This is a genomic window from Nocardia sp. NPDC006044 (assembly GCF_042871115.1).
Taxonomy (GTDB): domain Bacteria; phylum Actinomycetota; class Actinomycetes; order Mycobacteriales; family Mycobacteriaceae; genus Nocardia.
In genome coordinates this window covers 1,643,567-1,666,692 of the sequence record NZ_JBIAID010000001.1, presented here as the reverse complement: position 1 = coordinate 1,666,692, position 23,126 = coordinate 1,643,567, and the positions used below count along the sequence as shown (strand labels likewise).

Here is a 23,126-nt window from a genome sequence, read left to right as displayed (position 1 = left end):
CAGGCAGATTACGTCGATCGAAGGATGCTCCCAATGAACGATCTGATCAAGACCCTCGCGCAGGACGCCAACTGGGACAGGTGGGTGGCCGTCAACTCCGAATCCGGAAGCAAGGACGGCTGCATCTCCAAGGCGGGTTGTATTTCCAAGGCGGGCTGCATCTCCTAGTCGCGGTCGCGGGGCCGGGCAGGATTCCGGCTCGGCCCCGTCCGACTCAGGACCACCATGACCGATACCGCCGCGACCCGTCCGTTGCCCGCCGATTTCGTCGAAGCGACCCGCGACATCCCGTTCTATCGGGACTACGCGGCGGCGAACGCTTACCCGATCATCACCAAAGCCGATCTGGCCGAGACGTTTCCGGATTCCTTCATGACTCCCCAGGTCACCGAAGCGTTGACATCCGGTGCCGCACAATATGTCTGGTCCACCGGTACCAATCATGCCCGGATGCCGCTCATCCGGCCCCCGCTGTTCCTGCTGAAGTCCTATTACACGGTCTGGCGCGATCATCCGGAGATCGGCGACACCTTCGCGGCCGGCGCGCCGCGTGTTTCGGTCACCACGCGACTGGCCACCGATCACGTAACCCGGATCAACGAGGCCAAAGGCGGCGAGCCGGGCGATCTCGCGCGCCGCAGGCTCGATGACCGCACCGTCTATGTCAACCGGCACCTGGATCCCGCGCTCTGGTCACCGGACGCCGTCACCACCATGCTCACCGAGATCGCCACCGTGCAGAGCGAAACCGATTACCGCGGTTACCATCTCGATTGCTCGTCCTACCACGCCGCCCATCTGCTCCTGGCCGCGGGGCAACGATTCCCGCAGCCGGCCAGTGCGATTCACGGCTACGAGTTCACCCCGCGCAACGTGCGCCGTTTCCTCGATGAGCGACTCGACTGCCCCGTCGTAGAACTGTTCGGCAGCACCGAACTGGGCTACCTGTACTACGGCGATCGGCACGGCCGCTACCATCCGCACCTGGATCAGATGACGGTCGAACTCGAACCGATACCGGGCACCCGCGGCATCCACAGCCTCGTCGTCTCCAGTATCCGTAACCCGTACATGCCGTTACTGCGCTACAACACCGGCGACTGCGTGCACACCAGCGACGGTTCGGCCGACCCGAGCGGCATCGTGCGCTTCTGCGGGCGCGAGAAGGAGCTGCTGGTCACCGACACCGCGATCACCTCGCAGGCCGAACTCGACGACGTGATCGCGACGATCAGCCACGAGGTATTCGTCTACCAGCTCTCGGTGGAACGCGCGTCCGCCGAACTCGCCTACACGACCTTCGACGGCACACCGCTCGACCGGCAGGCGTCCGACGAACTCGCTACCGCCACAACACGATTGACCGGAATACCGGTCACCGTTCAACACCGCAAGCACATACCGATCGGCAAGTCGGGCAAGTACGCCTGGCTGGTCCACGGAAGGAGCACGCGATGAACGATCACGACGTCCTCGGCGATCTGTACGAAGAAACGGTCCGCTATGTGCGCGAGCACAACCAGGTGGACGAGCCCACCGCCCGCATCCAGGTGCGTGAGGCGGTGCGCTATCTGATCCTGGTCTCCGCGCACCGCGAGGAACTCACCGGGCTGTTCCTGCCCGTCGAGCAGGCGATCGACGAGGTATGGCACTATCTCATCCTGCAGACCCGCGAGTACGCCGATCTATGCGAGAACCGTTTGCCCGGTGGGCATTTCATCGATCATCGGTCCACCTCCTACGACGCCTACGGGCAGCGACAGCCGTCCCGCGAGGCGATGATCGAACAGTTCCTGCGCTGGATTCCGTTGTACTGCGCCCGATTCGGCGAGTTCGACGCCGAGGGCGGCCAGTGGTGGACCATGGTGCGGTTCCTGCATGAGGAAATGGGTCACAGCCTCGCCGAGATCTCCGCGCTAGCGCCCGCCGACGCGTCGAGCTGACCGCACCGCCGCCGCGATCACCAGTATCGCCAGTCCGATCTGCACGATCAGCACCGTCACCATCCCGGCGGGTTCACCGGACGTGCGGACCACGACCCCGAACACCGTCCCCAGCACGGCCGCGCCGGTCGCGATCGACACCTGCTGCGCGGTGAGCAGCACGCCGCCCCCGACTCCGGCGAACCCCGCGGGCACCAGCGACAGCATGTGCGCGTTCATCGTGCCCAGCGTGATCCCCTGTCCGGTACCGATCAACAGCATCGCCACGCACATCAGCGGGATGGACGCACCGTGCACGCCGACCGCCATGCTTATCAGTCCGACGCCCTGGATCGACGCGCCCAGCGCGATGGCGCCGACCCCCAGCTTGGTGCGGATGCGCGGCACCGCGAACGAGGAGAGCAGGAAGCCCACCGCCATCGGCGCGGTCAGCAGACCGGCGATCAGCGGCGCATGCCCGAGGCCCTCCTGCAGGGTCTGCGGCAGCGCGTAGAGAAATCCGCCCGCGCCCGCGAAGAAGGGCAGCATCAGTGCCAATGCCCACCGCAGCTCGGGGTCGGCGAACATCCCCGGCGGCAGCACGGTGGGCTTTCCCGTTGCGGCACAGCGCCGTTGATGCGCCATCCAGGCCAGTCCCACAGCGACGGTGAGTACCGCGAAGGCGATGGTGAAGGGGCCGAGAACCGTCGACATCGCCGTGGTCAGCAGGAACCCGAGCACAGTGAGCGACAGCAGGACTCCGCCGCGACCGTCGATGTACTGGTCGATGTTCGGTTCGGTATCGGGTACCAGCCGCGGCAGCAGAATCAGCCCGAGCACGCCGAGCGGGATGTTGATCAGAAACAGCCACCGCCACGCGTCCGGCCCACCGACCAGATCGAGCAGCGCGCTGCCGCCGATGAGACCGACCAGTGCCGATACACCGCTCATGGATGAGTACCAGCTGATCGCTCGGTCGCGGCGCGCGCCCGCGTGCGCGGTGACCAGCCCGAGCACCTGCGGCATCACGAACCCCGCGGTGACGCCCTGCACGATGCGCCCGCCGACCAGCACCTCGAAAACCGGTGCCGCAGCACAGATTCCCGACGCCGCCACGAATCCTGCCGCCGCGTAATACAGGATCCGGCGCCGCCCGAAACGGTCACCGGCCCGTCCGCCGACGATCAGCAGCGAACCGAAACCCGCGAGATACCCCACCAGCACCAGACTCAGCAGGGCAGAGCCCTGCTCGATGCCGAAGTCGCGCCGGATGCCCGGCAGCGCGACTCCGGCGATGAAGGTGTCCATCATCGGCACGAACGCACATGCCAGGATCAGTACGATCCCCGGAACGCGCAACGAAAGTTCGCTGCTGGACGAGAAGCTCCGTCGCGTGATCATGGTCGCCTGGCACGCACCTCGGTCGCGGCCGCCACAATCCGGTAGGCCGCGCCCAGGAGTTGCCCGAGCCAGGCGCACCAACCGGTCACTCGCCCGACTTTACCGCTCGGTCGGCTGGGGTCTCCCTTTACCGCGCGGCTGGGTCGCCGATCAGTCGGTTCGCGGCTCATCGGTGGGTTGTTTTTTCGGCTCTGCTGGATGGCGTAGGTGGTCGGTGAGGGCGAGTCAGCAGGTGATTTCCTCCCGATCCCGCTTTGCTTCGGCGGGACAGATCTCGAACGTAGTCGGCCGAACTCGACGTAATCGGGCCTGAGACCCCAAGATTGCCGGGTCGTCGCTCATCGGCTCACGCGGTATGGTTCGCCCGTACCAGATGAGGGGGTCCAGTGAGTTATCTTTTCGAGCGGGTGGGACAGCGTGGCGGTCTCGTGCCCGACGGCCGCCCGCTGAGCGTGGAATCGGTCGGAATCCGGCTGTCCACAGCGGTTTATGCGCATTGTGGCGTTCGGCTCACGTAGGTGACGCTGACCATCTCGCCCGACCCGGTGGTGGGCGAAGAACTTGTTGCTGCGCCGAAGCGACGACCCTCCCGCACTGTTTTCGTCAGCGGAATGGTGTTCACCGCTGCGCTTTTCGCGATCGGCGGCTGGCAGCGGCGCTGGATCGCCGACGACGGTTTGACCGTGTTGCGTACGGTGCGCAACCTGCTGGCGGGCAATGGTCCGGTGTTCAACGCGGGAGAGCGCGTCGAGGTCAATACCAGTACCGCCTGGACCTACCTCATCTGGTTCTTCAGCTGGCTGACGCAGGCGCGGCTGGAGTATGTGGTGCTGGGTATCTCGCTGACGTTGTCGGTGACGGCCATCGTTTTCGCGATGCTGGGCACCGCCCGGTTGTGGGGTGGCGGGGCGCAATTGCTGCTTCCGGCAGGCGCTTTCGTCTATATCGCGGTGCCTCCGGCCCGCGACTATGCCACCTCGGGCTTGGAGTCGAGCCTGGTCATCTGCTGGATTGCGGTGTTGTGGTGGGCGCTGATCCGGTGGAGTCGCACCGAAAAGCCGCGCTTCGCCAGCATTCTCCGCCTGTCCTTCGTCGCGGGTTTGGCGCCGTTGATCCGGCCGGAGCTCACGCTGATCGGCACGCTGGCGTTGCTCATGCTCTGCGGTGCACCGCAGCCGGGAATATGGTTGCGGCCGTGGGTTTTCCGCGCGCTGATCATGGCGACGGCCGGGCTGGTGCCGGTGGCCTATCAGATCTGGCGCATGGGCTATTACGCGCTGCCGTATCCGAATACGGCCGTTGCCAAAGACGCGGGCGGCGCGAAATGGCGGCAGGGTTTGGCCTATCTGTGGAATCTGGTTGGGCCGTACTGGCTGTGGGTGCCGCTGATGGCGTTGGGCGTTGCGGCTGTGCTGGCGGTGCGGTCCCGGCGGATCGCCGGTCAGGCCGCCACGCTGTCTGAGTTCGAGACGAAACCGGATGTGCGCGAACGCCTTCTCCGGTTCAGCGAGTGGCTGCGAACACCGGCCGCGGTCGTCGCCCTCATGCTCGGCAGCGGCGCCTTGCTGACCGTCTACGAGATCCGGGTCGGCGGTGACTTCATGCACGGTCGCATGCTGCTGCCGCCACTGTTCTGCGTGCTGCTGCCAGTCATGGTGCTGCCGCTGAAATTGCCGGCCGCGCGTGCGGATTCGCTCCGCGCCGACCGCGCATTTCGGGTCGGGGCAACGGCGTTGGCCGTGACCGCCGGCTGGGCGCTGTTGGCGGCGAACGCCACCGCCCTCGAGCACGGCCGCTCGATCAGCACGGCCGGTATCGCGGACGAGCGCCTCTACTACGTGCAGAGCACCGGTCACGAGCACCCGCTGCGCGCCGAGGACTACCTGGACTATCCGCGGATGCGCGCCATGATCGGCGATCTCACCCGAAATCCGAACGGCGGCCTGCTCATCAATTCGCCGTCCTGGAACTGGCAGCTCGTCCCGCCGCCGACGCCCGTCCCGGACGGTGGCGCCGGGCATACCGTCTACTTCATCAACCTCGGCATGATCAGCATGAACGTGCCCCTCGACGTCCGGGTCCTAGATCCTATGGGCCTGTCGTATCCGCTTGCCGCACACACGTTCCGGTTCCCGAACGCCCGCATCGGCCACGACAAAAACCTCGACTCGGATTGGGCGGTCGTAGACGCGGGCATGGCGAACGAATATCCCGGGCTGCCCTGGTTCATCGACGAAGGCTGGGTCACCCGCATCCGAACCGCCATGAACTGCCCCGCAACTCAGGACCTGCTCGCCTCCACCCGCGCCCCACTCACCCCCCACCGCTTCCAGCGCAACATCCAGCAGTCACTGCGATACGCCAAATACCGCATCGACCGAGTACCAGAGTTCGAGATCGACCGATGCCAGGTGATCGACCACAGCAACCCCGACGTACCGAGGTGACCTGGCCGCCGACGGCTAGCAGCACAGCTGAAACGTTTGATCGCGAACTTGAAGCAGGCCACTTCATCGGCCACTTGCTGTGGAATGCGCGTTACCGTCGCGTGCGACTCATCCGGGCACGAATACTGTGAGCCGGTGACGGAACGGAAGATTCGCTGGGGCATCCTGGCCACGGGAAATATCGCGAAGACGTTCGTCGGCGATCTGACGTTGCTGCCGGACGCCGAAGTCGTTGCTGTGGCTTCGCGTACCGGGACAGCCGCGCGTGCCTTCGCCGCGGAGCACGGTATTCCGCGCGCCTATGGACAATGGGAGGAACTCGTCGACGACTCGGACGTCGATGTGGTCTACGTGGCCACGCCGCACGCGGCCCATCACGCCGCCACCGCGCTGTGCCTCGACGCAGGCAAGGCCGTACTCTGCGAGAAGCCCCTCACTCTCGATGCCGTTCAGGCCATGGACCTGTTCGAACGGGCCCGAGCGGCGGGGGTATTCCTGATGGAAGCGATGTGGACGCGGTGCGTCCCGGCGATCGTGCGCCTGCGCGAGCTCCTCGCCGCCGGGGCGATCGGCGAACCCCGCCTGGTCAGCGCGGATTTCAGTGTCGACTTCGACGCCGGCCCCGGCCACCGCGTCCGCAACCCGGCCATGGGCGGCGGGAGCCTCCTGGATGTGGGGATCTATCCCCTGACCATCGCCCGAATCGCCCTCGGCGCACCGGATTCCGTCGATGCCCGCGCCGTGCTGACACCGGAGGGGGTGGACGAAACCACCGCGGTCACGCTCACCCACAGCACCGGCGCCCTCGCCGTCCTCACCAGCTCCATCGCGGTGGACGGGCCGTGCACCGCTACCCTTTCCGGTACCGGTGGCCGAATCGAGATGCGCCGGGACTTCTTCGCCCCCAACGGTTTTCACATCTACCGCGGCGCGGATCCGGTCGAGTACATCGAAGCCCCGCTGATCGGCCGCGGCATGGCCCACGAGGCCATAGAGGTGCATCGCTGCCTGCGCCAGGGTCTGCTCGAGAGCCCACTGGTCCCCTGGGCGGAAACTCTCGACGTCCTGCGGACCATGGATGCGATCCGAGCCCGGATCGGCGTGGTGTATCCCTCACTTCCGGATACGTGATTGGCCCGTTCACCTCGGCCGTAGCCGGCGTCCCCGACCACCCGTGTGGCCAAGACCACGCGGGTGTCGACGTGACGCCCGGCCATTACGGATCCGCCGTCGGCAATTTCCGCCACGACTAGTTCACGGACGAGATCCGTTCCAGCAGAGTCCGTTTCGAGATCGGGCTGCGGCGACCGCGCGACGTCGCGATCGTTCGAATCAGGCACGACTCGTCGTACCACTCGCCGCTACCGTCGCGCACCGCACGATGCGGCGGATCGACCCGCCCGGCCACCGCACCGGTGGCCGGTCCGTGACCGCACCTTCAGTAATGTGGATCGTTCACCGGCGAGCACTGGTGTCGGGCGGACGAGAGAACTGACTGGACATGAGCGACGAGCAACACATCCTCACTCCCGGCGAAACCTGCTGGCAGATCGCGCGGGCCGATCGGCTGGCGTGCATCATCGACGCCGCGGACTATTTCCGGTACGCCAAGTCCGCGATGTTGCAGGCACGCAAGCGGATCGTGCTGATCGGCTGGGACTTCGATACCCGGATCAAGTTCGAACCGCAGGACAAGACCCTCGACGGGCCGAATCGGCTGGGCAAGTTCCTGTCCTGGCTGCCGAAGCAGCGCCCGGATCTCGACATCTATCTGCTGAAGTGGAATGTCGGCGCGTTCGCGGCGATCGGCCGGGGAATGACGCCGATCTTCGTGGTCAACTGGATGACCGACCGGCGCCTGCACTTCGAAATGGACGGCGCGCATCCGATCGGTTCGGCGCACCATCAGAAGATCGTGGTGATCGATGACGCGCTCGCGTTCTGCGGCGGCATCGACATGACCGTCGACCGGTGGGATACCAGCGATCACCGCGACGCCAACCACTACCGCACCGAGCCCAACGGCAATCGGTACGGACCGTGGCACGACGCGACCACCGCCGTCGACGGCGACGCGGCCAAGGCGATCGGCGAACTGGCCAGGGCTCGGTGGAAGGCGGCGACCGGACAGCAACTGGCGCCGGTCGACGAGATCGCCGGGGACACACCGTGGCCCGAAGGCCTGGAGCCGACGATGCGGTCCGTGGACGTCGGTATCGCGCGGACCTTCCCCGAACTCGCCGACCGCGCGGAGGTCCGGGAGATCGAGGCGCTGTATCTGGCGGCGATCGCGGGCGCCACGAGGTCGCTGTACATCGAGAGCCAGTACCTGGCCTCGCGCACCTTGGCCGAGGCGATCGCGGCCCGGCTGCGTGAGCCGGACGGCCCGGAGATCGTGCTGGTGCTGCCGCGACACGCCGACGGCTGGCTCGAGCAACAGGCGATGGACGGCGCGCGCCGCCGGCTACTGCATCTGCTGTGGCAGGCCGACACCGAGAACCGGCTCGGCGTGTACTACCCCGTCACCGAGGCCGGCGCGCCGATCTACGTGCACGCCAAGGTGCTGGTGATGGACGATCGCCTGCTGCGGGTCGGCTCGTCGAACCTCAACAACCGCTCGATGGGCTTCGACACCGAATGTGATCTGGCCGTCGAGGTCACGCCCGCCACCGCGGACGGCGACCAATTGCGGGAAACCATCCTCGGCATCCGGCGCAGGCTGATCTGCGAACACCTCGACGCCGACCCCGCGAAGTTCGACGCCACCCTAACCGAGACCTCTTCGCTGCTCCGCACCGTCGAGGCCTTGCGCGGCGAGGGCCGGACCCTGGTGCGATTCGAGCCGGCCACCGTCGAGAACGAGGACAGTCCGCTGGCCGAGAACGAGCTGATGGATCCCGAACGCACCCCGCCGCGCCTGTGGGATTACGCATTGCTCAGCCGGGGTCTCCGCAGGTTGAAGGCTGCGACGCGTTGACGGTCTGCGGCAACAGAACCTTTCGCATCAGCATCCAAAGAGGGGACCTCCCTGCGCCAGCACCCCTCGGACAGCGCAGCGGAGCAATCCACGATAAACACTGGACCGAAGGGTACGTTTCCCTGGTCCGACCCGCACGCCCCGAAATCCCGGGGCTTGCCGGCCGGTTGCTAGCCGAGACGGTCAGGGCAACAACGTAAAATGCGAAACGTGGGTTGGTCGAACTACCGAGAAGTGCCGCCGATCAGTGGTGGCGATGGTTTCCAGCCCACGCCGCTCAGCCAGGGCGATCACAGACGCGTCCGCCGTGCCCAACGGCAGATCTTGATACTTCGCGACCAACTCCGCGATACGCAACCAGTCCGCAGCATGTACCGGCTCGACAGCGAACAGCCCTTCGGCGAAGTCGCCCAAGAACCGCACTTCGGCTTCGGTACTCAACCGAGTGCCGATCAGATACGCGGCCTCGGTGATGACCAAGGTCGGAACGACCAGCGGCCCGCGATATGTCTGCAGAAGATCCAGACAATCGGCGTGATGCGCATCATCGGCGTCGACGTAGGCGTACAGCGGCCCGGCGTCGACCACCAACGCGGCTATCGGCCCCACTCCTTGCTCAAGATCTCATGGATCCGGCCGGAAATATCGGACTGGCCACTGCGTCCCGCGGCCGCCGCGCCGAACCGGCGACGACCACCGCTCGGAGCATCGAGAAATTCAGTGATCGCTTCCCGAGTCAATTCGGAGACGGTGACCCCACGGCGCTCTGCCTCGTGCCGGAGCCGCTCATCCAGCTCTTCGGGTAGCTTCACCGTCGTTCGCCTCATGGTATGCCAGCATACCGAAGTGACGTTTCACCAACCAGCTCTCAGGGCAGGGCGTTGATGAGCTTGTCGAGCTCGACGCGGGGGCCGGTGAAGAAGGGGACCTCTTCGCGGACGTGCAGGCGGGCCTCGGTGGCGCGCAGGTCACGCATGAGGTCGACGATGCGGTGCAGTTCGGGGGCCTCGAAGGCGAGGATCCATTCGTAGTCGCCGAGGGCGAACGAGCTGACCGTGTTCGCGCGCACGTCCGGGTACCCGCGGGCGGCCTTGCCGTGATCGGCGAGCATCTTGCGCCGCTCCTCGTCGGGCAGCAGATACCACTCGTACGAGCGGACGAACGGGTACACGCAGATGTAGTTGCCCGGGTCCTCGCCGGCCAGGAACGCGGGCACGTGGCTCTTGTTGAACTCCGCGGGACGGTGCAGCGCCACGTTGCTCCACACCGGGGCGCTCGCCCGGCCCAGCTCGGTGGTGCGCCGGAAGTCCGCATAGGCGGCCTGCAGATCCTCGACCCGTTCGGCGTGCGTCCAGATCATGAAGTCGGCGTCGGCGCGCATGCCCGCCACGTCGTACACGCCGCGAACCACCACGTCACGATCCGCGAGCCCCTCGAAGAACGCCCGCGCCTCCTTGATCGCCGCCGCCCGGTCCTCACCCAGTACCCCCGGCTGCACCTGGAACACCGAGAACATCAGGTAGCGAATGGTCGAGTTGAGTTCCTGATAATCGAGTCGCGCCATGCGTCCTATCGTGCCACTCGAGGGAAGGTGAATGCGTCGCGGTGTGGGTGGCGTGCCTCTCCCCGGACGATCGAGGTATGAGCACCTTCCGCTGACGCGAACGCGCCGATGACGGTCGGGCCCGGTTCGCGGGCCTCATGCCCGACTCGGCGATATCGAGCGGAGTCGGCGCGGGCTCGCCGAATCAGGTTGCGGTGGTGGCGATGTGGTGGGCGGCGGTGGTGGCGGAGGCTACGCACGCGGGGACTCCGACGCCGTGCAGGTAGGCGCCGGTGAGGGCCAGGCCGTCCAATGGGGCGACGGCTTGTTCGATGGCGGCAACGCGGTCGATGTGGCCGGGTGCGTATTGCGCCAAGCCGCCACGCCAGCGTTGGACGACGGCGGAGACCGGCTCGATGGGGACGCCGGTGACGGTGGACAGGTCTTCGGCGGCGGCGGTGATCAGGTCGGCGTCGGACCAGGACAGCGTGGAGTCATCGCCGAACTTTCCGAATGAGGCACGGACCAAGGCTGTTTCACGTTCGGCAAGGTGGGTCCACTTGCGACTGGACAGCGTGAACGCCTTGGCGCGCAAGGGTTCTCCGGTGGCCACCAGGACGCCCGAGTTCTGCGGAAGGGCGGTGTCACGCGGAAGGGCAAGCGCGACAACGACGGACGAGGACAGCTCGATTCCGGCCAGCGCCGCGGCGGCGTCCGGGGCGACGGTGACGAGCAGCCGGGCGGTCACCGGTGCGGGCGTGGCGAGCACCACCGCGTCGACGGCGCCGATCGGGTCGACGACCCAGCCGCGCAGGCCGCGGGCGAGGCGGGTGGCCGGGGTCGCGGTGACGAACTTCGCACCGGAGCGCGCGGCCAACACTTCCAGCAGCACCTGATATCCGTCCCGGAGCCCACCGAATACCGGCGCGCTCGACGGCGGCGGCAGCGCGACGGACACCGCGTGTGTAAGACTCGGCGCCCCGTCGTCCAACGCGGCGGCCAACGTCGGCAGCGCCGCGCGCACCCCGATCGAGCGCGAACTCCCCGCGTACACCCCGCCGAGCAACGGATCCACACTCCGCTCGGCGACCTGCGCCCCGAACCGGTCCGCGATCAGCCGATACACGTCGACGTCCGCGCCGGGTTCCCAGGCCAGCGGCCGCCGCGACTCCCCCGCGATCCGCTCGACCGTCTCCGCGTCGACCAGCCCGCGCATCGACTCGGCATCCGCCGGAATCCCCATCAACGTCCGCTCCGGCAACGCGTGCGCCACCCCGCCCGACCACACCAGCGGCCGCAACCCCGCCGGCGTCACCAACTGCGACTCCAGCCCCACCTCCCGCAGCAACTGCGGCACCTCGGGCCGCCGCCCCACGAACGCCTCCGCCCCGAGATCCAAAGGCTCCCCGGCGACTTCACCGGTATACAGAATCCCACCCACCCGCTCGGCCCGATCCAACACGAGAATGTCCGCCTCGGACCCCAGCAACACTCGCAACCGATACGCGGCAACCAGCCCGCTGATCCCGCCACCGACCACCGCGATCCTCATGCCATCGACGGTATCCCCCACCCCCACCCGCCCCGCGACCGGTCCGCTTCTGTCCCGCCCGCCGACCACCGAACTCGACACGATCGCATCGATCGAGCCGCCTTCGATGGCGCGACCAAGATCACCGGGAACTGGTGCAGGCATCCGCCGAGAAGCAACCTGCACCAGTTCCCGGTGATCAATCGTCCAGTTGTCGGCGGCCATGATTTCTCGCTGCCCGCGTGAGTTCGCTTCGCGCGCAGGCAATTATCGGCGGGTTCGTGTGCGGATCGCACAAGCGTGCGCAGTGCCACGGGGACAGCCGACGCAAATATCTGGACGCGCGACGCGCGGTGCGGGCAGGCGAGTGGCCTACGACGACTCCCGGCCACCGCACGACTCGGAGCCGCGGGTGAGTTCGCCTCGCGCAGGCAATCGCCAGCAGGTTCGTGCGCGGATCGCACAAGCGTGCGCAGTGCCACCGGGACAGCCGACGCGAGCAACTGGACGTGCGACGCGCGACGCGCGGTGCGGACAGGCCATTGGCCTACGACGACTCGCCGCCGCGCGTGGATTCGCTTCGCGCGCAGGCAATCGCCGGCGGGTTCGTGCGCGGATCGCACAAGCGTGCGCGGCGCCACGGGGACAGCCGAGGCGAATCACTGGACTTGCGACGAGCAACGAGCGGTGCGGGCAGGCCATTGGCCTGCGACGACACTCCGCCGCACACACGACTCGGGCCGCAGGGAATCGGCCTCCCGGCCGTGCAATTGCCAGCGAGGCAGGCACTCGGGAGTCTCGGATGTGCGGCCCTGGGGTTTTCGACTCCCCAGGATGACCGGATAGGGCAACGCGCCGATGACGACTGCCTCGCGCTACGGCGGTTCCCATCTGGAGTGGTCGCTCGCACCCGGTTGCTGACCGCCACCGGTCACGAGTGCGTCTGCGGCGTCAGGTTGTGCCGTCGATGATGAGGTCCGCGTGGGCGCGGGTGTTGTCGGCGGTGAAGTGGGTGTCTTCGTCGGCCATCCACTGTTCCCACAGCGGCAGGGCGGCGGCGCCGTCGCGTTCGAGGCCGCGGGTCAGGCGGAGCGCTCGTGAGGTGTCGACCCAGATGGCGAGGGACAGGCGCGAGCGGACGGCGGCGCGGGAAGAGGAGACGCCCTCGAGAATCACGACACCACCCGGGACGATCTCGTGCCATTCGGCGAGCGCTCGCAGATCCCAGTCGTAGCGCCGGTATCGAGCGTGCGTGTCGCGACCGAGGGGTTCGAGTACCTCGGTTTCCAGTCGCGGCCACCAGTTCAGGGTGTTGTCCCAGGAAGCGAAGCTGTCGGTCGGCACCACGGAGGCGTCGAGCTCGCGCGCGAGTTGCGCGGCGAGCGTTGACTTTCCGGCACCGCCGGGGCGATCGCGACCAGCCTGGTCGAACCGAGCCGCGGCTCGCTCGCCGATACGCGAGCGACGATCTCCGCGAGCACTACAGCTCGTGCACCAATTCGACCAGTGCGGTCAGCACGCCGGGGTCGGTGTCGGGCAGCACGCCGTGGCCCAGGTTGAAGATATGTCCCTTGGCGCCCAGCGTGATTGCCTCGTCCGCCTCGGCGGCGATCCGTCGCGCTTCGGCTTCGACCGCGGCCGAGCCGGCGAAGAGCACGGCGGGATCGAGGTTGCCCTGCAACGCTTTTCCGGGCCCGACCCGGCGCACGGCGTCGGTGAGCGGCACCCGCCAGTCCACGCCGACCACGTCGGCGCCTGCCTCGCCCATCGCGCCGAGCAGTTCGCCGGTGCCGACCCCGAAGTGGATGCGCGGCACGCCCGCGGCGGCGACCTCGGCGAAGACCCGTTCGGAGTGCGGCAGGACGAATCGCCGGTAGTCGGCGAGGGACAGCGCGCCTGCCCACGAGTCGAACAGCTGCACGGCGTCGACGCCGGCGTCGAGCTGCGCCTGGAGGAAGGCGATGGTGATGTCGGTGAGCGCGCCGAGCAACGCGTGCCAGGTCTGCGGATCGGCGTACATCATCGCCTTGGTGCGCTCGTGGTTCTTGCTCGGTCCGCCCTCGACCAGGTACGACGCGAGGGTGAACGGCGCGCCCGCGAACCCGATCAGCGGCGTCTCGCCGAGCGCGTCGACCAGCAGTCGCACGCCGTCGGTGACCGCGCCCACTTCCTCCGGCCGCAGCCGCGGCAGGGCGCGCACGTCGTCGACCGTGCGCACCGGCGACGCGATGACCGGCCCGACGCCGGGCACGATATCGAGGTCGATCCCCGCCGCCTTCAACGGAACGACGATGTCGGAGAACAGGATCGCCGCGTCCACCCCGTGCCTGCGGATCGGTTGCAGCGTGATCTCGCACACCAGCTCCGGATCGAAGCACGACTCCAGCATGCCCACGCCCTTGCGCAGCTCGCGGTACTCGGGCAGCGACCGTCCGGCCTGCCGCATGAACCACACCGGACGCCGGCTCGGCGTCGCGCCGGTGGCGGCGGCCAAGAACGGGGCATCGGTCAGGCGGCGGCGCGTATTTGTGCTCATCGCTGCCCATCGTAAAGGGACCGCCACCCAGCCCTCACCAGGCCGTCCACGAGCGCCGCCCGAACGCTCGGGTGTCATGCCGGCCTGCCCGCTGGATCAATAGCCGCTGACGATGTCCGACCATCCTCGCCCGCCGACTACACCCGATCCGCACCGTCGCGCCGACCGCCCGACCTACAGCCCTACGGCGCGCTCTTCATACAGCCGTGTCCACCGATCCCACTCCTGCCACGCCCCGCCGCAGGGCCGGCACCCGACCCATGCCGACACCACCAGCCCGACCAACACCACACCTTCCGAACGGCCGCGCCCACCATCCGACCCGTGCCACGGCCCCCGCCCCGGGCCGGCACCCGATCCGAGCCGACACACCGCGCCCGACCGACACCACACCCTCCAAACGACTGTGCCCACCCATCCGGCCCCTGCCTTGGAACGCGGCACCGGATCCGGCGCATCGAGATGGTCGGCGGCACCGACGGCCGTTGCTCAGCGAACGCCCGCAGCGCACGATTGCGCCAGGCATCGGCTCTGGCCGCGGTGTTCGGAGCGGCGGGACTACCGCGGTCATCGCGTTACTACTCCTGGGGCCAATCCGGACGGAAGCCGCGAGTTGGCGCCGCCGGTAGCACCAAACCAGTGCCGGCCCCACAGCCAACACTGTGCTCGCTCGGCCGCGTGACGCCGGCTTCATACGGCCGCGCTCCGTGTTCGACGCGCTGTCAAGCCTCTGGATCAGCGGGTTGCTTCGCGTTACGTCCGGCTACCGACCCGTTCGCTCTGTCGGTCGATGGCCCAGTTGGACCGTCCCGACCACCTCGCAACCCGTGGGCCTGCGCACAGTCCCGATTCGCCGCTCGACGGCCGACGGTCGGAGACCGCGACACGCCGATGTGCGCAACGCGCGCAATAGTGCGAAGGCCCGCGGACGCGGCCGCAATACAGCGGCGCGCCTCCGACTGTGCCGGGTGCACAAGGTCTACCGTCCCCTTCGTGACACCGCTCGACTTCCGCGACGGCGCCGCAGCGACCGAGGGACCCCATGGCGAGCCAGCTCAATTTCGCGCCGCGGTCGAGGCGATGGGCACCGCAACCGTGCACCCTCGGATCGAGCTGGCGCCGATCCGGCCGCCGCAACGTCTGGCGCCCTACTCATACGCACTCGGTGCCGAGGTAAAGCATCCGGAAACCGGTGTCGTGCCGGTCGATTCGGAAGGCGACGCGTTCGGCAGGCTGATCCTGCTGCACGATCCGGACGGTGACGACGCCTGGCATGGCACCCTGCGGCTGGTCGCCTACATCCAGGCCGACATCGATGCCGCACTGGCCACCGACCCGCTGCTACCGGAGGTGGCGTGGAGCTGGCTGGTCGACGCGCTGGAGTCGCGGTCGGAACCGTTCACCGCGCTCGGCGGCACTGTGACCTCGACCAGTTCGGTGCGCTACGGCGACATCGCCGGTCCGCCACACGCCCACCAGCTCGAATTACGTGCGTCCTGGACCGCGATCACCGACGACATGCGCCCGCACGTGGAGGGTTTCTGCGAGGTCCTCGCCTATGCCGCGGGTCTCCCACCGGCCGGTATCACCGAATTGCAAAGGCGCCCGGACCTGTCGAACGATCAGCGATAGCCGGATCGGCGGTCTCCCGACACACGGAAGCCCGATAGGACGACGACCGCCCCGGCACTGCACGTAAAGTTCAACAACATGTCCGTACCCGACGAATCCGAACCCCCCGGCGCGCCACCCCTGCTCGCGCCCGTGGATGGCGTGCCTCCGGTACTGGACACCGCCGCTGAAGTCGCCGCGGCCGCCGCTCGTCTCGCCGCGGGCACCGGCCCGCTCGCCGTCGACGCCGAACGCGCCTCGGGTTTCCGGTATTCGGCGCGCGCCTACCTGATTCAGCTGCGCCGCAACGGAGCGGGCACGTTCCTGATCGATCCGATTCCGGTCTCGGACGCGCTCGAACCATTGGCCGAGGCGATCAACGACCTCGAGTGGGTATTGCATTCGGCGGACCAGGATCTGCCGGGCCTGGCCGAGCTCGGGCTCCGGCCGAAGCGCCTGTTCGATACCGAATTGGGCGGTCGGCTGGCCGGTTTCGAACGCGTAGGCCTGGCCGCGATGGTGGAGAATCTGCTGGGTCACGCACTACGCAAGGGGCACGGTGCGGCCGACTGGTCGACCCGCCCGCTGCCCGACGAATGGCTGAATTACGCGGCGCTGGACGTCGAATTGCTGCTGGAGTTGCGCGACGCGGTCGCCGCCGACCTCGAGGCGCAAGGCAAAACCGATTGGGCGGCACAGGAATTCGAGCACGTCCGGACCGCCGAGCCGCCCGCCCCGAAAGCGGACCGGTGGCGGCGCACCTCGGGCATCCACAATCTACGCCGGACCAGGCAGCTAGCCGTGGTTCGCGAACTATGGACCACCCGCGACTCCCTGGCCCGCGCCCGCGATGTCGCGCCCGCGCGAATTCTGCCGGACGCCGCGATCATCGCGGCCGTGACCGCCGACCCGAAGACCATCGCGCAGTTGCGCGCCCTGCCGGTGTTCGGCGGGCCTCGCCAGCGCCGCTACTCGCGGGAATGGCTGGCCGCCGTCGACCGCGGCCGCACCCTGCCGGACAGTGAACTGCCTCCGCTGACCCAGCCGTTCGACGGACCGCCCCCGGTGAACCGGTGGGAACGCCGCGATCCGGCCGCCGCCGCCCGGTTGACCCGCGCGCGCACCGCGATGGGCGAGCTGTCCACCGAGCATTCGATCCCCGTCGAGAACCTGCTCTCCCCCGATCTGGTCCGCCGCCTGTGCTGGGACGGACTGCCGGATTACGACCGCGTCCCCGACTCCCCCGACGACCTGGCCGCCGCGATCGACGGCTTCCTGAAGTCGGGCGGCGCCCGGCCTTGGCAGCGTGAGCTGGCCGTGCCGCGGCTGACCGTGGCACTCACGCCGGCGCCCGCCGAATAGCTCAGGCGGCCGCGTTTTCCTGCGTCTGCTTGAAGGTGCGCAGGCCCTCGTCCATGCCCGCGCCGAACGCGTCCGCGAGCTGCGCGGGCAGCACGTCGTGGATCCAGACGAAACGACTGTGCCCGTCGCCGTGCGGGTAGACCTGCATGGTGGCGTTGTTGTGCTCGGGGGTCACGCTGCCGCCGATGATCGAGTAGACGAAGCGGCGTTCGTCGTCGTCGATCGTGACGAGTCGTTCGCGCAGCGTCGATCCGCTGGCGAACTCGACCACGCGGGTGTCCGGGGCGACGAGATCGCTCGAGACGGCGTAACCGGGCGCCATGCGGACCGGGCCGGCCTCGAAGTCGCGGATGATCGCCCAGACGCGCTCGACGGGGACCTCGATGATGAGCTCTTTCTTGACCGTTGCCATCAGGAGGCTCCTTGTACTGCGGGATTCAGTGACTAACTAGTGTGAGCTGAACGATAGTTAGCTAACTGTCCAACGTCAATAGATAGTTATGATGGTGCGGTGCCCAGAGATACCGGATCCACCGACTTGCAGCGCATCGTGGACTTCGTCAACACGCGCCGCGCGGACGGGGACGAGCTGGGCACCCCCGAACAGCTGACGAACTGGCTGCACGCGCACGACCTACTCCCCGATCTCGCGCACGCCGATGCCGAGGATCGCGAGCGCGCCGTCTGGCTGCGGGAAGGCCTGCGCGCACTGCTCGCCGAGAACAATGCCGAACCCGTCACCAGCCCGCGCCCGGACGGCCTGGACCCCACTGCGCGAACACAACTCGCGACGCTCACCGCCGCGCTCCCACTGCGCCTCGACGTGAGCGGCATCCCGCCGCGCCTGGTTCCCCAGTCGCCCGAGCCGATCGATCACGCACTGACCACTCTGCTCGCCGACGTCGCGACCGCCGTCCACGCCGGCACCTGGCCACGCCTCAAAGCGTGCCGGGAACCGAGCTGCCGCTGGGCGTTCTACGACCAGTCACGCAACCACGGTCGCACCTGGTGCTCGATGAATGTGTGCGGTAACCGGGTGAAAGTCCGTGCCTCGCAACGGAGACGGACCGCGCGCTAGCCGAAGACGTTCGGCGGACGGTATTTTCGCCCTACTTCGCCTGGGTGACGCCGAAGTCGTAGGCGGCTTCGAGCCAGCCCTCGTTGGCCACGTGTTCGATGACCGACTCGTCCAATACCCGGATCTGGTGCGTCCACTTGCCCGGATACGTTTCCTGCACACCGAGAATCAGCGGGTCCGCCACCGGTTTACGCAGGTCCAGGGTGAGCATGAGGACATCTTCCGGGATCTTCTCAGCCCGCGGAGTCGGCCATAACCACGCGAACTTCCGGTCGGCGCCGAAGGACACCTGACTCTTGCCGACCGCGGTGCTGATCGCGCCGAGCGCTTCGATCCGCGGTGCCAGACGACGGAACAGGCGCAGCGCGTCCGGGCGTCCGGCGAACAGATTCTCGACCGTATGCTCGTCCATCCTTGCCATTATTGCCGAAACAGGCGACCGGACACCGCCCCTTCAAAGCGTGAGCACAAGAAGCAAGCGCCGGCCCCAACGGCAACACGGACCTGAATCCACATTCAGTGGCACACCATGGCGGACCCTTCTCGCGTTTTGCCGCCACCATGTGCCACTGAATGTGGATTCGCCGATCGAGCGGAGCGGCGGCACTGCTGCTCACCGCCGGTCTCGGTCGCCCGCTAGATGTTTCGCGGGGGCGCGGCTCACAGATGATGACTCGTCCGCGGACCGACGGACTGGTCGAAGTCGGTGGACGAGTTCAGCGGGCACTGGTCACCCAGTGATCTCGCGGCACCCCGGAGCTCACCGCGCCGCGAGCCAACCACCGATCCGGCGGGCGATGTCCGGCGCGGTCAATCCGAGTTCCGTGTGCACCGCACCGCGCGAGGCGTGATCCAGGAACTGCTGCGGCACACCGAGATCGCGGGTCGGGATGTCCAGTCCGGAGTTCCGCAGTCTTGCGGATACCGTCGAACCGATGCCGCCGTGCAGTCCGCCGTCTTCCACAGTCACTACGAGCCGGTAGTTTTCGGCAAGCTTGACCAGGGTGTCGGAGACCGGAAGCACCCAGCGAGGATCGATCACGGTGACCGAAACCCCTTCGGTCTCCAGCAGATCCGCGGCCTGCAGGGCAACCTCGGCGAACGAGCCGACGGCGACCAGCAGCACGTCACCGCGCACCGCCTGCACCGAATCGCCACCGTCGAGCACCGGATCCGCACCGGCGCTCGCGGCCAGCCGCAGCACATCCACCCCGTCGAGCCGCTCGACCGCCGAAATATCGTCGGCGACACTGCCTTTGGGGAACCTGATCGCGGTCGGCCCGTCGTTGACGGCAAGCGCCTCGGCCAGTTCCTCCCGCAACGTCGCCGCATCCCGCGGCGCCGCCACCCGGATCCCGGGAATGATCCCGAGCACAGACAGATCCCACATGCCGTTGTGGCTGGCCCCGTCCGGCCCGGTGATGCCGGACCGGTCCAGCACCACGGTCACCGGCTGCTTCAGCAGCGCGACATCCATCAGCAACTGATCGAACGCCCGATTGAGGAACGTCGAGTAGATCGCCACGACCGGATGCATCCCGCCGAGCGCGAGCCCGGCCGCCGACGTCATCGCATGCTGCTCGGCGATCCCGACGTCGAACATCCGCTCCGGAAACCGCTCCCCGAACGCCGCGAGCCCGGTCGGTCCCGGCATGGCCGCGGTGATCGCGACGATGTCGTCCCGCTTCTCGGCCTGCGCGATCAACTCCTGGGAGAACACCGACGTCCAGCCGAGCGCCTTCGGGCCACCGACGGGAACGCCGGTGAGCGGATCGATCGGATCGCAGGCATGCATCTGGTCGGCGATGTGGTTCTCCGCCGGCGCGTACCCGTGGCCCTTCTGCGTCACCGCGTGCACTACGACCGGCCCGCCGAAGTCCTTGGCTCGGCGCAGCGCCGATTCCAGCGCGACGATGTCGTGCCCGTCGACGGGGCCAACGTACTTCATCCCGAGGTCGCTGAACAGCTCCTGCGGGCTCACCGCGTCCTTTATCCCGGCCTTCACCGCGTGCATCATCGAGTACGCCGACTCGCCGACCCGCGGGATGCTCTTCAGGATCCGCTTCCCGGCGTCGAGCGCGTGCTCGTAGGCGGGCTGGGTGCGCAGCGCGGTCAGCCGGTCGGCCAAGCCGCCGATGGTCGGCGCGTAGGAGCGGCCGTTGTCGTTGACCACGATCACCACCGGCCGGTCCGGGGCGCCCGCGATGTTGTTGAGCGCCTCCCAGCACATGCCGCCGGTGAGCGCGCCGTCGCCGACCACCGCGACCACGTGCCGGTCCTGGCCGGTGAGCGCGAACGCCTTGGCCAGCCCGTCGGCGTAGGACAGCGACGCGGAGGCGTGCGAGGACTCCACCCAGTCGTGCGCGCTCTCGGCGCGGCTCGGGTAGCCGGACAGGCCACCCTGCCTGCGTAGCGTGTCGAACTCGTCCTTGCGACCGGTCAGGATCTTGTGCACGTAGGCCTGGTGGCCGGTGTCGAAGATCAACGGGTCGGCCGGCGAGTCGAAGATCCGGTGCAGGGCGATGGTCAGCTCGACCACGCCGAGATTCGGGCCGAGGTGCCCGCCGGTCACGGCGACCTTCTGCACGAGGAATTCGCGGATCTCGTCCGCCAGCTCACGCAGTTGCCGCGCGGTGAGCGGTCGAAGATCTTCGGGCGTGTCGACCCGGGAAAGCACTCCCACCTGAACTCGCTCCCTCCGGATAGCGCATCTGATCCGATCAGTCTACGGAGCGGCGGTCGGTGCCTACGAACGAGAACCGAACTGCCGCACCCGACAATGACCACCACCAGCCGACATCAGGCCGAAATGTGAGCCTCGGCATACCGTACTCGGCCTAGAGTGATCGTGTGGCCCAGGCCGGAGAGGCGATCGAGCGGACAATCGAATCGGGCGTCGTGTCCAGGATCGTCAACGACGTCTATCAGCTGTGCCGGCCGGACGATTCCGGTACACTCGCCGACTACATTCCGGAACTCGCTGCGGCGCAGCCGGATTCGTTCGCCCTGTGCCTGGCGACCGCGGACGGGCGGATCTACGGCACCGGCGACCTGGACGTCTCGTTCACCATCCAGTCGATCTCCAAGCCGTTCACCTACGCACTCGCGCTCGCCGACCGCGGCACCGAGTTCGTCGACGCGCGCATCGATGTGGAGCCCTCCGGGGAGGCGTTCAACGAGATCAGCCTGGATCCGGTGACCGAGCGACCGCGCAACCCGATGATCAACGCCGGCGCGATCACGGCGGCGTCGATGATCACCGGCGGCGACCCGGCCGAGCGATTCGAGCGCATCCGGCGCTGCTATTCGCGCTTCGCCGGGCGCGAACTGAGCATGAACGAGGCGGTGTACGCGTCCGAGGCACGCACCGGGTTCCGCAATCGCGCGATCGGTTACATGCTGCGCTCGTTCGGCATCATCGACTCCGACCCGGACGAGGCGGTCGATCGCTACTTCCGGCAGTGCTCGCTCGACGTGACCTGCCGCGACCTCGCGCTCATGGCGGCGACGCTGGCCAACAACGGCCGCAACCCGGTGACCGGGGAACGCGCGCTGTCGGCGGCGCTGACCGAGCGGGTGCTCAGCGTGATGACCACCTGCGGCATGTACAACGCGGCCGGCGACTGGGTGACCAGCGTCGGGCTGCCCGCGAAAAGCGGGGTGGGCGGCGGCATCGTCGCGGTGCTGCCCGGGCAGATCGGCATCGCGGTCTACTCCCCGCGCCTGGACGCGCACGGCAACAGCGTGCGCGGCGTCGCGGCCTGCCGTGAGCTGTCACAGCGGCTGGAGCTGCACTTCCTGCACGTCACGCGGGCGGCGCGGACGGCGATCCGGGCCGGGTACTCGGTGGCCGAGGTGCCGTCGCGGTTACGCCGGACGACCGACGAGATCGCGGTGCTGGCCGAGCACGGGCATCGGGCGCGAGTCTACGAACTGCACGGTGACCTGCTGTTCGCGGGCGCGGAGAGCGCGGTGCGGACCATCGAGGCGCAGGCCGGCGAGCTGGAAGCGCTCGTGGTCGATCTGCGCCGGGTCGGCGAGGTGAGCGCGATCGCGGTGCGGATGATCGATGATTTGCAGACCGAGCTCGCCGCGATCGGCGTGCGGGTGGCGCTGGTCGATCCCGATGCCAAGCTCGGGCATGTGGTGTCCAGCCTGGATCCGGACGATCCGCGGGGGCGGGTGTTCATCGATCGTGACACCGCGACCGAATGGTGTGAGGACATCGTGCTCGAGCGGCATCGCGCTGGGGACGAGCCGGTGTGCACGTCGATCGCGATCGAGGATCATCCGGCGCTCGCCGCGCTCGAGGACGGTGACCGGGTCGAGCTGGCCAAGGAGTTCGAAGTGCGCACGTTCGCGCGCGGTGAGGTGATCGCACGGCGCGGGAGTGCGCGTTCGGGGCTGTATCTGATCCTCGAGGGGCGGGTGCGGATCACCTTCGAGGGCAGCGACCGGCGGACGCATCGGCTGGTGAGTTTGTCCTCGGGGATGTCGTTCGGGGAGATTCCGATGCTGGTGGGGACGCCGTTCGTGAACGAGGCGCGGGCGGAGTCGGGGGTGCGGGTGGCGGTGTTGAAACCTGCGCGTTTCGATCAGCTGACGTCGCGGGCGCCACAGTTGAAGCTGGCGTTGCTCGAGCGATTGGCGGCGGGGGCGTACGCGCAGATGGACGCGGCGGTGCGCGCGATCGCGGTGCGCGGGGGTGACTACTGAGT

Annotated in this window: 20 protein-coding genes; 10 read left to right on the top strand and 10 right to left on the bottom strand. The window is 67.9% G+C overall.

Annotated features, from left to right (window positions below; genetic code table 11):
* Positions 1-33 precede the first annotated feature (33 nt).
* From ACFYO1_RS07895 to ACFYO1_RS07885, 3 genes are read left to right on the top strand one after another with little or no spacing between them, the layout of a single operon-like run.
* Positions 34-168, top strand: a complete 135-nt coding sequence (locus tag ACFYO1_RS07895) for a hypothetical protein (protein WP_378714948.1) — start codon at positions 34-36, stop codon at positions 166-168.
* A gap of 57 nt (positions 169-225) precedes the next feature.
* Positions 226-1,458: a hypothetical protein gene (locus tag ACFYO1_RS07890; protein ID WP_387228240.1), complete on the top strand. Its 1,233-nt coding sequence runs from the start codon at positions 226-228 to the stop codon at positions 1,456-1,458.
* The gene (locus ACFYO1_RS07885; RefSeq protein WP_387228237.1) at positions 1,455-1,943 is read left to right on the top strand and encodes a hypothetical protein; all 489 of its coding nucleotides are present in this window, start codon (positions 1,455-1,457) and stop codon (positions 1,941-1,943) included. The genes ACFYO1_RS07890 and ACFYO1_RS07885 overlap by 4 nt, the downstream gene beginning before the upstream one ends.
* On the opposite strand, the gene ACFYO1_RS07880 is transcribed toward ACFYO1_RS07885, so the two are convergent.
* Complete coding sequence (locus ACFYO1_RS07880) at positions 1,917-3,323, bottom strand: MFS transporter (protein WP_387228235.1); 1,407 nt, start codon at positions 3,321-3,323, stop codon at positions 1,917-1,919. The genes ACFYO1_RS07885 and ACFYO1_RS07880 overlap by 27 nt on opposite strands.
* Before the next feature lie 545 nt (positions 3,324-3,868).
* Between ACFYO1_RS07880 and zomB the strand changes: the two genes are divergently transcribed.
* The 3 genes from zomB (at position 3,869) to ACFYO1_RS07865 (ending at position 8,747) form a co-directional block, all read left to right on the top strand.
* Entirely contained in the window at positions 3,869-5,770 is a 1,902-nt protein-coding gene (zomB, locus tag ACFYO1_RS07875) for a flagellar motor control protein ZomB (protein ID WP_387231768.1), read from the top strand.
* Between the two features lie 135 nt (positions 5,771-5,905).
* Positions 5,906-6,901: a Gfo/Idh/MocA family protein gene (locus tag ACFYO1_RS07870; RefSeq protein WP_387228233.1), complete on the top strand. Its 996-nt coding sequence runs from the start codon at positions 5,906-5,908 to the stop codon at positions 6,899-6,901.
* Positions 6,902-7,271: 370 nt separating this feature from the next.
* Positions 7,272-8,747, top strand: a complete 1,476-nt coding sequence (locus ACFYO1_RS07865; RefSeq protein WP_387228231.1) for a phospholipase D-like domain-containing protein — start codon at positions 7,272-7,274, stop codon at positions 8,745-8,747.
* 183 nt (positions 8,748-8,930) lie between these two features.
* Here the strand turns inward: ACFYO1_RS07865 and ACFYO1_RS07860 are convergent, their stop codons facing one another.
* The 6 genes from ACFYO1_RS07860 to hemE form a co-directional block, all read right to left on the bottom strand.
* Entirely contained in the window at positions 8,931-9,335 is a 405-nt protein-coding gene (locus tag ACFYO1_RS07860) for a type II toxin-antitoxin system VapC family toxin (RefSeq protein ID WP_387231766.1), read from the bottom strand.
* Between the two features lie 8 nt (positions 9,336-9,343).
* Positions 9,344-9,574: a CopG family transcriptional regulator gene (locus ACFYO1_RS07855; RefSeq protein ID WP_387228229.1), complete on the bottom strand. Its 231-nt coding sequence runs from the start codon at positions 9,572-9,574 to the stop codon at positions 9,344-9,346.
* Positions 9,575-9,615: 41 nt separating this feature from the next.
* Positions 9,616-10,311 (bottom strand): hydrogen peroxide-dependent heme synthase, encoded by a 696-nt coding sequence (gene hemQ, locus ACFYO1_RS07850; protein WP_150405956.1) that lies wholly within the window; start codon positions 10,309-10,311, stop codon positions 9,616-9,618.
* A gap of 184 nt (positions 10,312-10,495) precedes the next feature.
* Positions 10,496-11,842: a protoporphyrinogen oxidase gene (locus ACFYO1_RS07845; protein WP_387228227.1), complete on the bottom strand. Its 1,347-nt coding sequence runs from the start codon at positions 11,840-11,842 to the stop codon at positions 10,496-10,498.
* Between the two features lie 930 nt (positions 11,843-12,772).
* A complete protein-coding gene (locus ACFYO1_RS07840; protein WP_387228225.1) occupies positions 12,773-13,165 on the bottom strand; it encodes a uridine kinase in 393 nt (130 codons plus the stop codon).
* Positions 13,166-13,301: 136 nt separating this feature from the next.
* Positions 13,302-14,357: a uroporphyrinogen decarboxylase gene (gene hemE / locus ACFYO1_RS07835; RefSeq protein WP_387228223.1), complete on the bottom strand. Its 1,056-nt coding sequence runs from the start codon at positions 14,355-14,357 to the stop codon at positions 13,302-13,304.
* 993 nt (positions 14,358-15,350) lie between these two features.
* Here hemE and ACFYO1_RS07830 point away from each other — a divergent pair.
* Both ACFYO1_RS07830 and ACFYO1_RS07825 read left to right on the top strand, forming a co-directional pair.
* On the top strand, positions 15,351-15,989 hold the full coding sequence (locus ACFYO1_RS07830) for a DUF3000 domain-containing protein (RefSeq protein ID WP_387228221.1): 639 nt from the start codon (positions 15,351-15,353) through the stop codon (positions 15,987-15,989).
* Positions 15,990-16,067: 78 nt separating this feature from the next.
* Positions 16,068-17,330, top strand: a complete 1,263-nt coding sequence (locus tag ACFYO1_RS07825) for an HRDC domain-containing protein (protein ID WP_387228219.1) — start codon at positions 16,068-16,070, stop codon at positions 17,328-17,330.
* A gap of 1 nt (position 17,331) precedes the next feature.
* Here ACFYO1_RS07825 and ACFYO1_RS07820 read toward each other — a convergent pair whose 3' ends face one another.
* Positions 17,332-17,742 carry an SRPBCC family protein gene (locus tag ACFYO1_RS07820; protein WP_387228217.1) on the bottom strand — a complete coding sequence of 137 codons (411 nt, stop codon included), beginning with the start codon at positions 17,740-17,742 and terminating at the stop codon, positions 17,332-17,334.
* A gap of 99 nt (positions 17,743-17,841) precedes the next feature.
* Between ACFYO1_RS07820 and ACFYO1_RS07815 the strand changes: the two genes are divergently transcribed.
* Positions 17,842-18,408, top strand: a complete 567-nt coding sequence (locus ACFYO1_RS07815) for a CGNR zinc finger domain-containing protein (RefSeq protein ID WP_387228215.1) — start codon at positions 17,842-17,844, stop codon at positions 18,406-18,408.
* A 31-nt stretch (positions 18,409-18,439) separates the two neighbouring features.
* Here ACFYO1_RS07815 and ACFYO1_RS07810 read toward each other — a convergent pair whose 3' ends face one another.
* Positions 18,440-18,820, bottom strand: coding sequence for a DUF5655 domain-containing protein (locus ACFYO1_RS07810; RefSeq protein ID WP_387228213.1), 381 nt, complete (start codon positions 18,818-18,820; stop codon positions 18,440-18,442).
* Positions 18,821-19,168: 348 nt separating this feature from the next.
* Positions 19,169-21,091 (bottom strand): 1-deoxy-D-xylulose-5-phosphate synthase, encoded by a 1,923-nt coding sequence (dxs, locus tag ACFYO1_RS07805; RefSeq protein WP_387228211.1) that lies wholly within the window; start codon positions 21,089-21,091, stop codon positions 19,169-19,171.
* A gap of 167 nt (positions 21,092-21,258) precedes the next feature.
* Here dxs and glsA point away from each other — a divergent pair, with 167 nt between their 5' ends.
* Entirely contained in the window at positions 21,259-23,124 is a 1,866-nt protein-coding gene (glsA, locus tag ACFYO1_RS07800; protein ID WP_387228210.1) for a glutaminase A, read from the top strand.
* Positions 23,125-23,126: the final 2 nt, after the last annotated feature.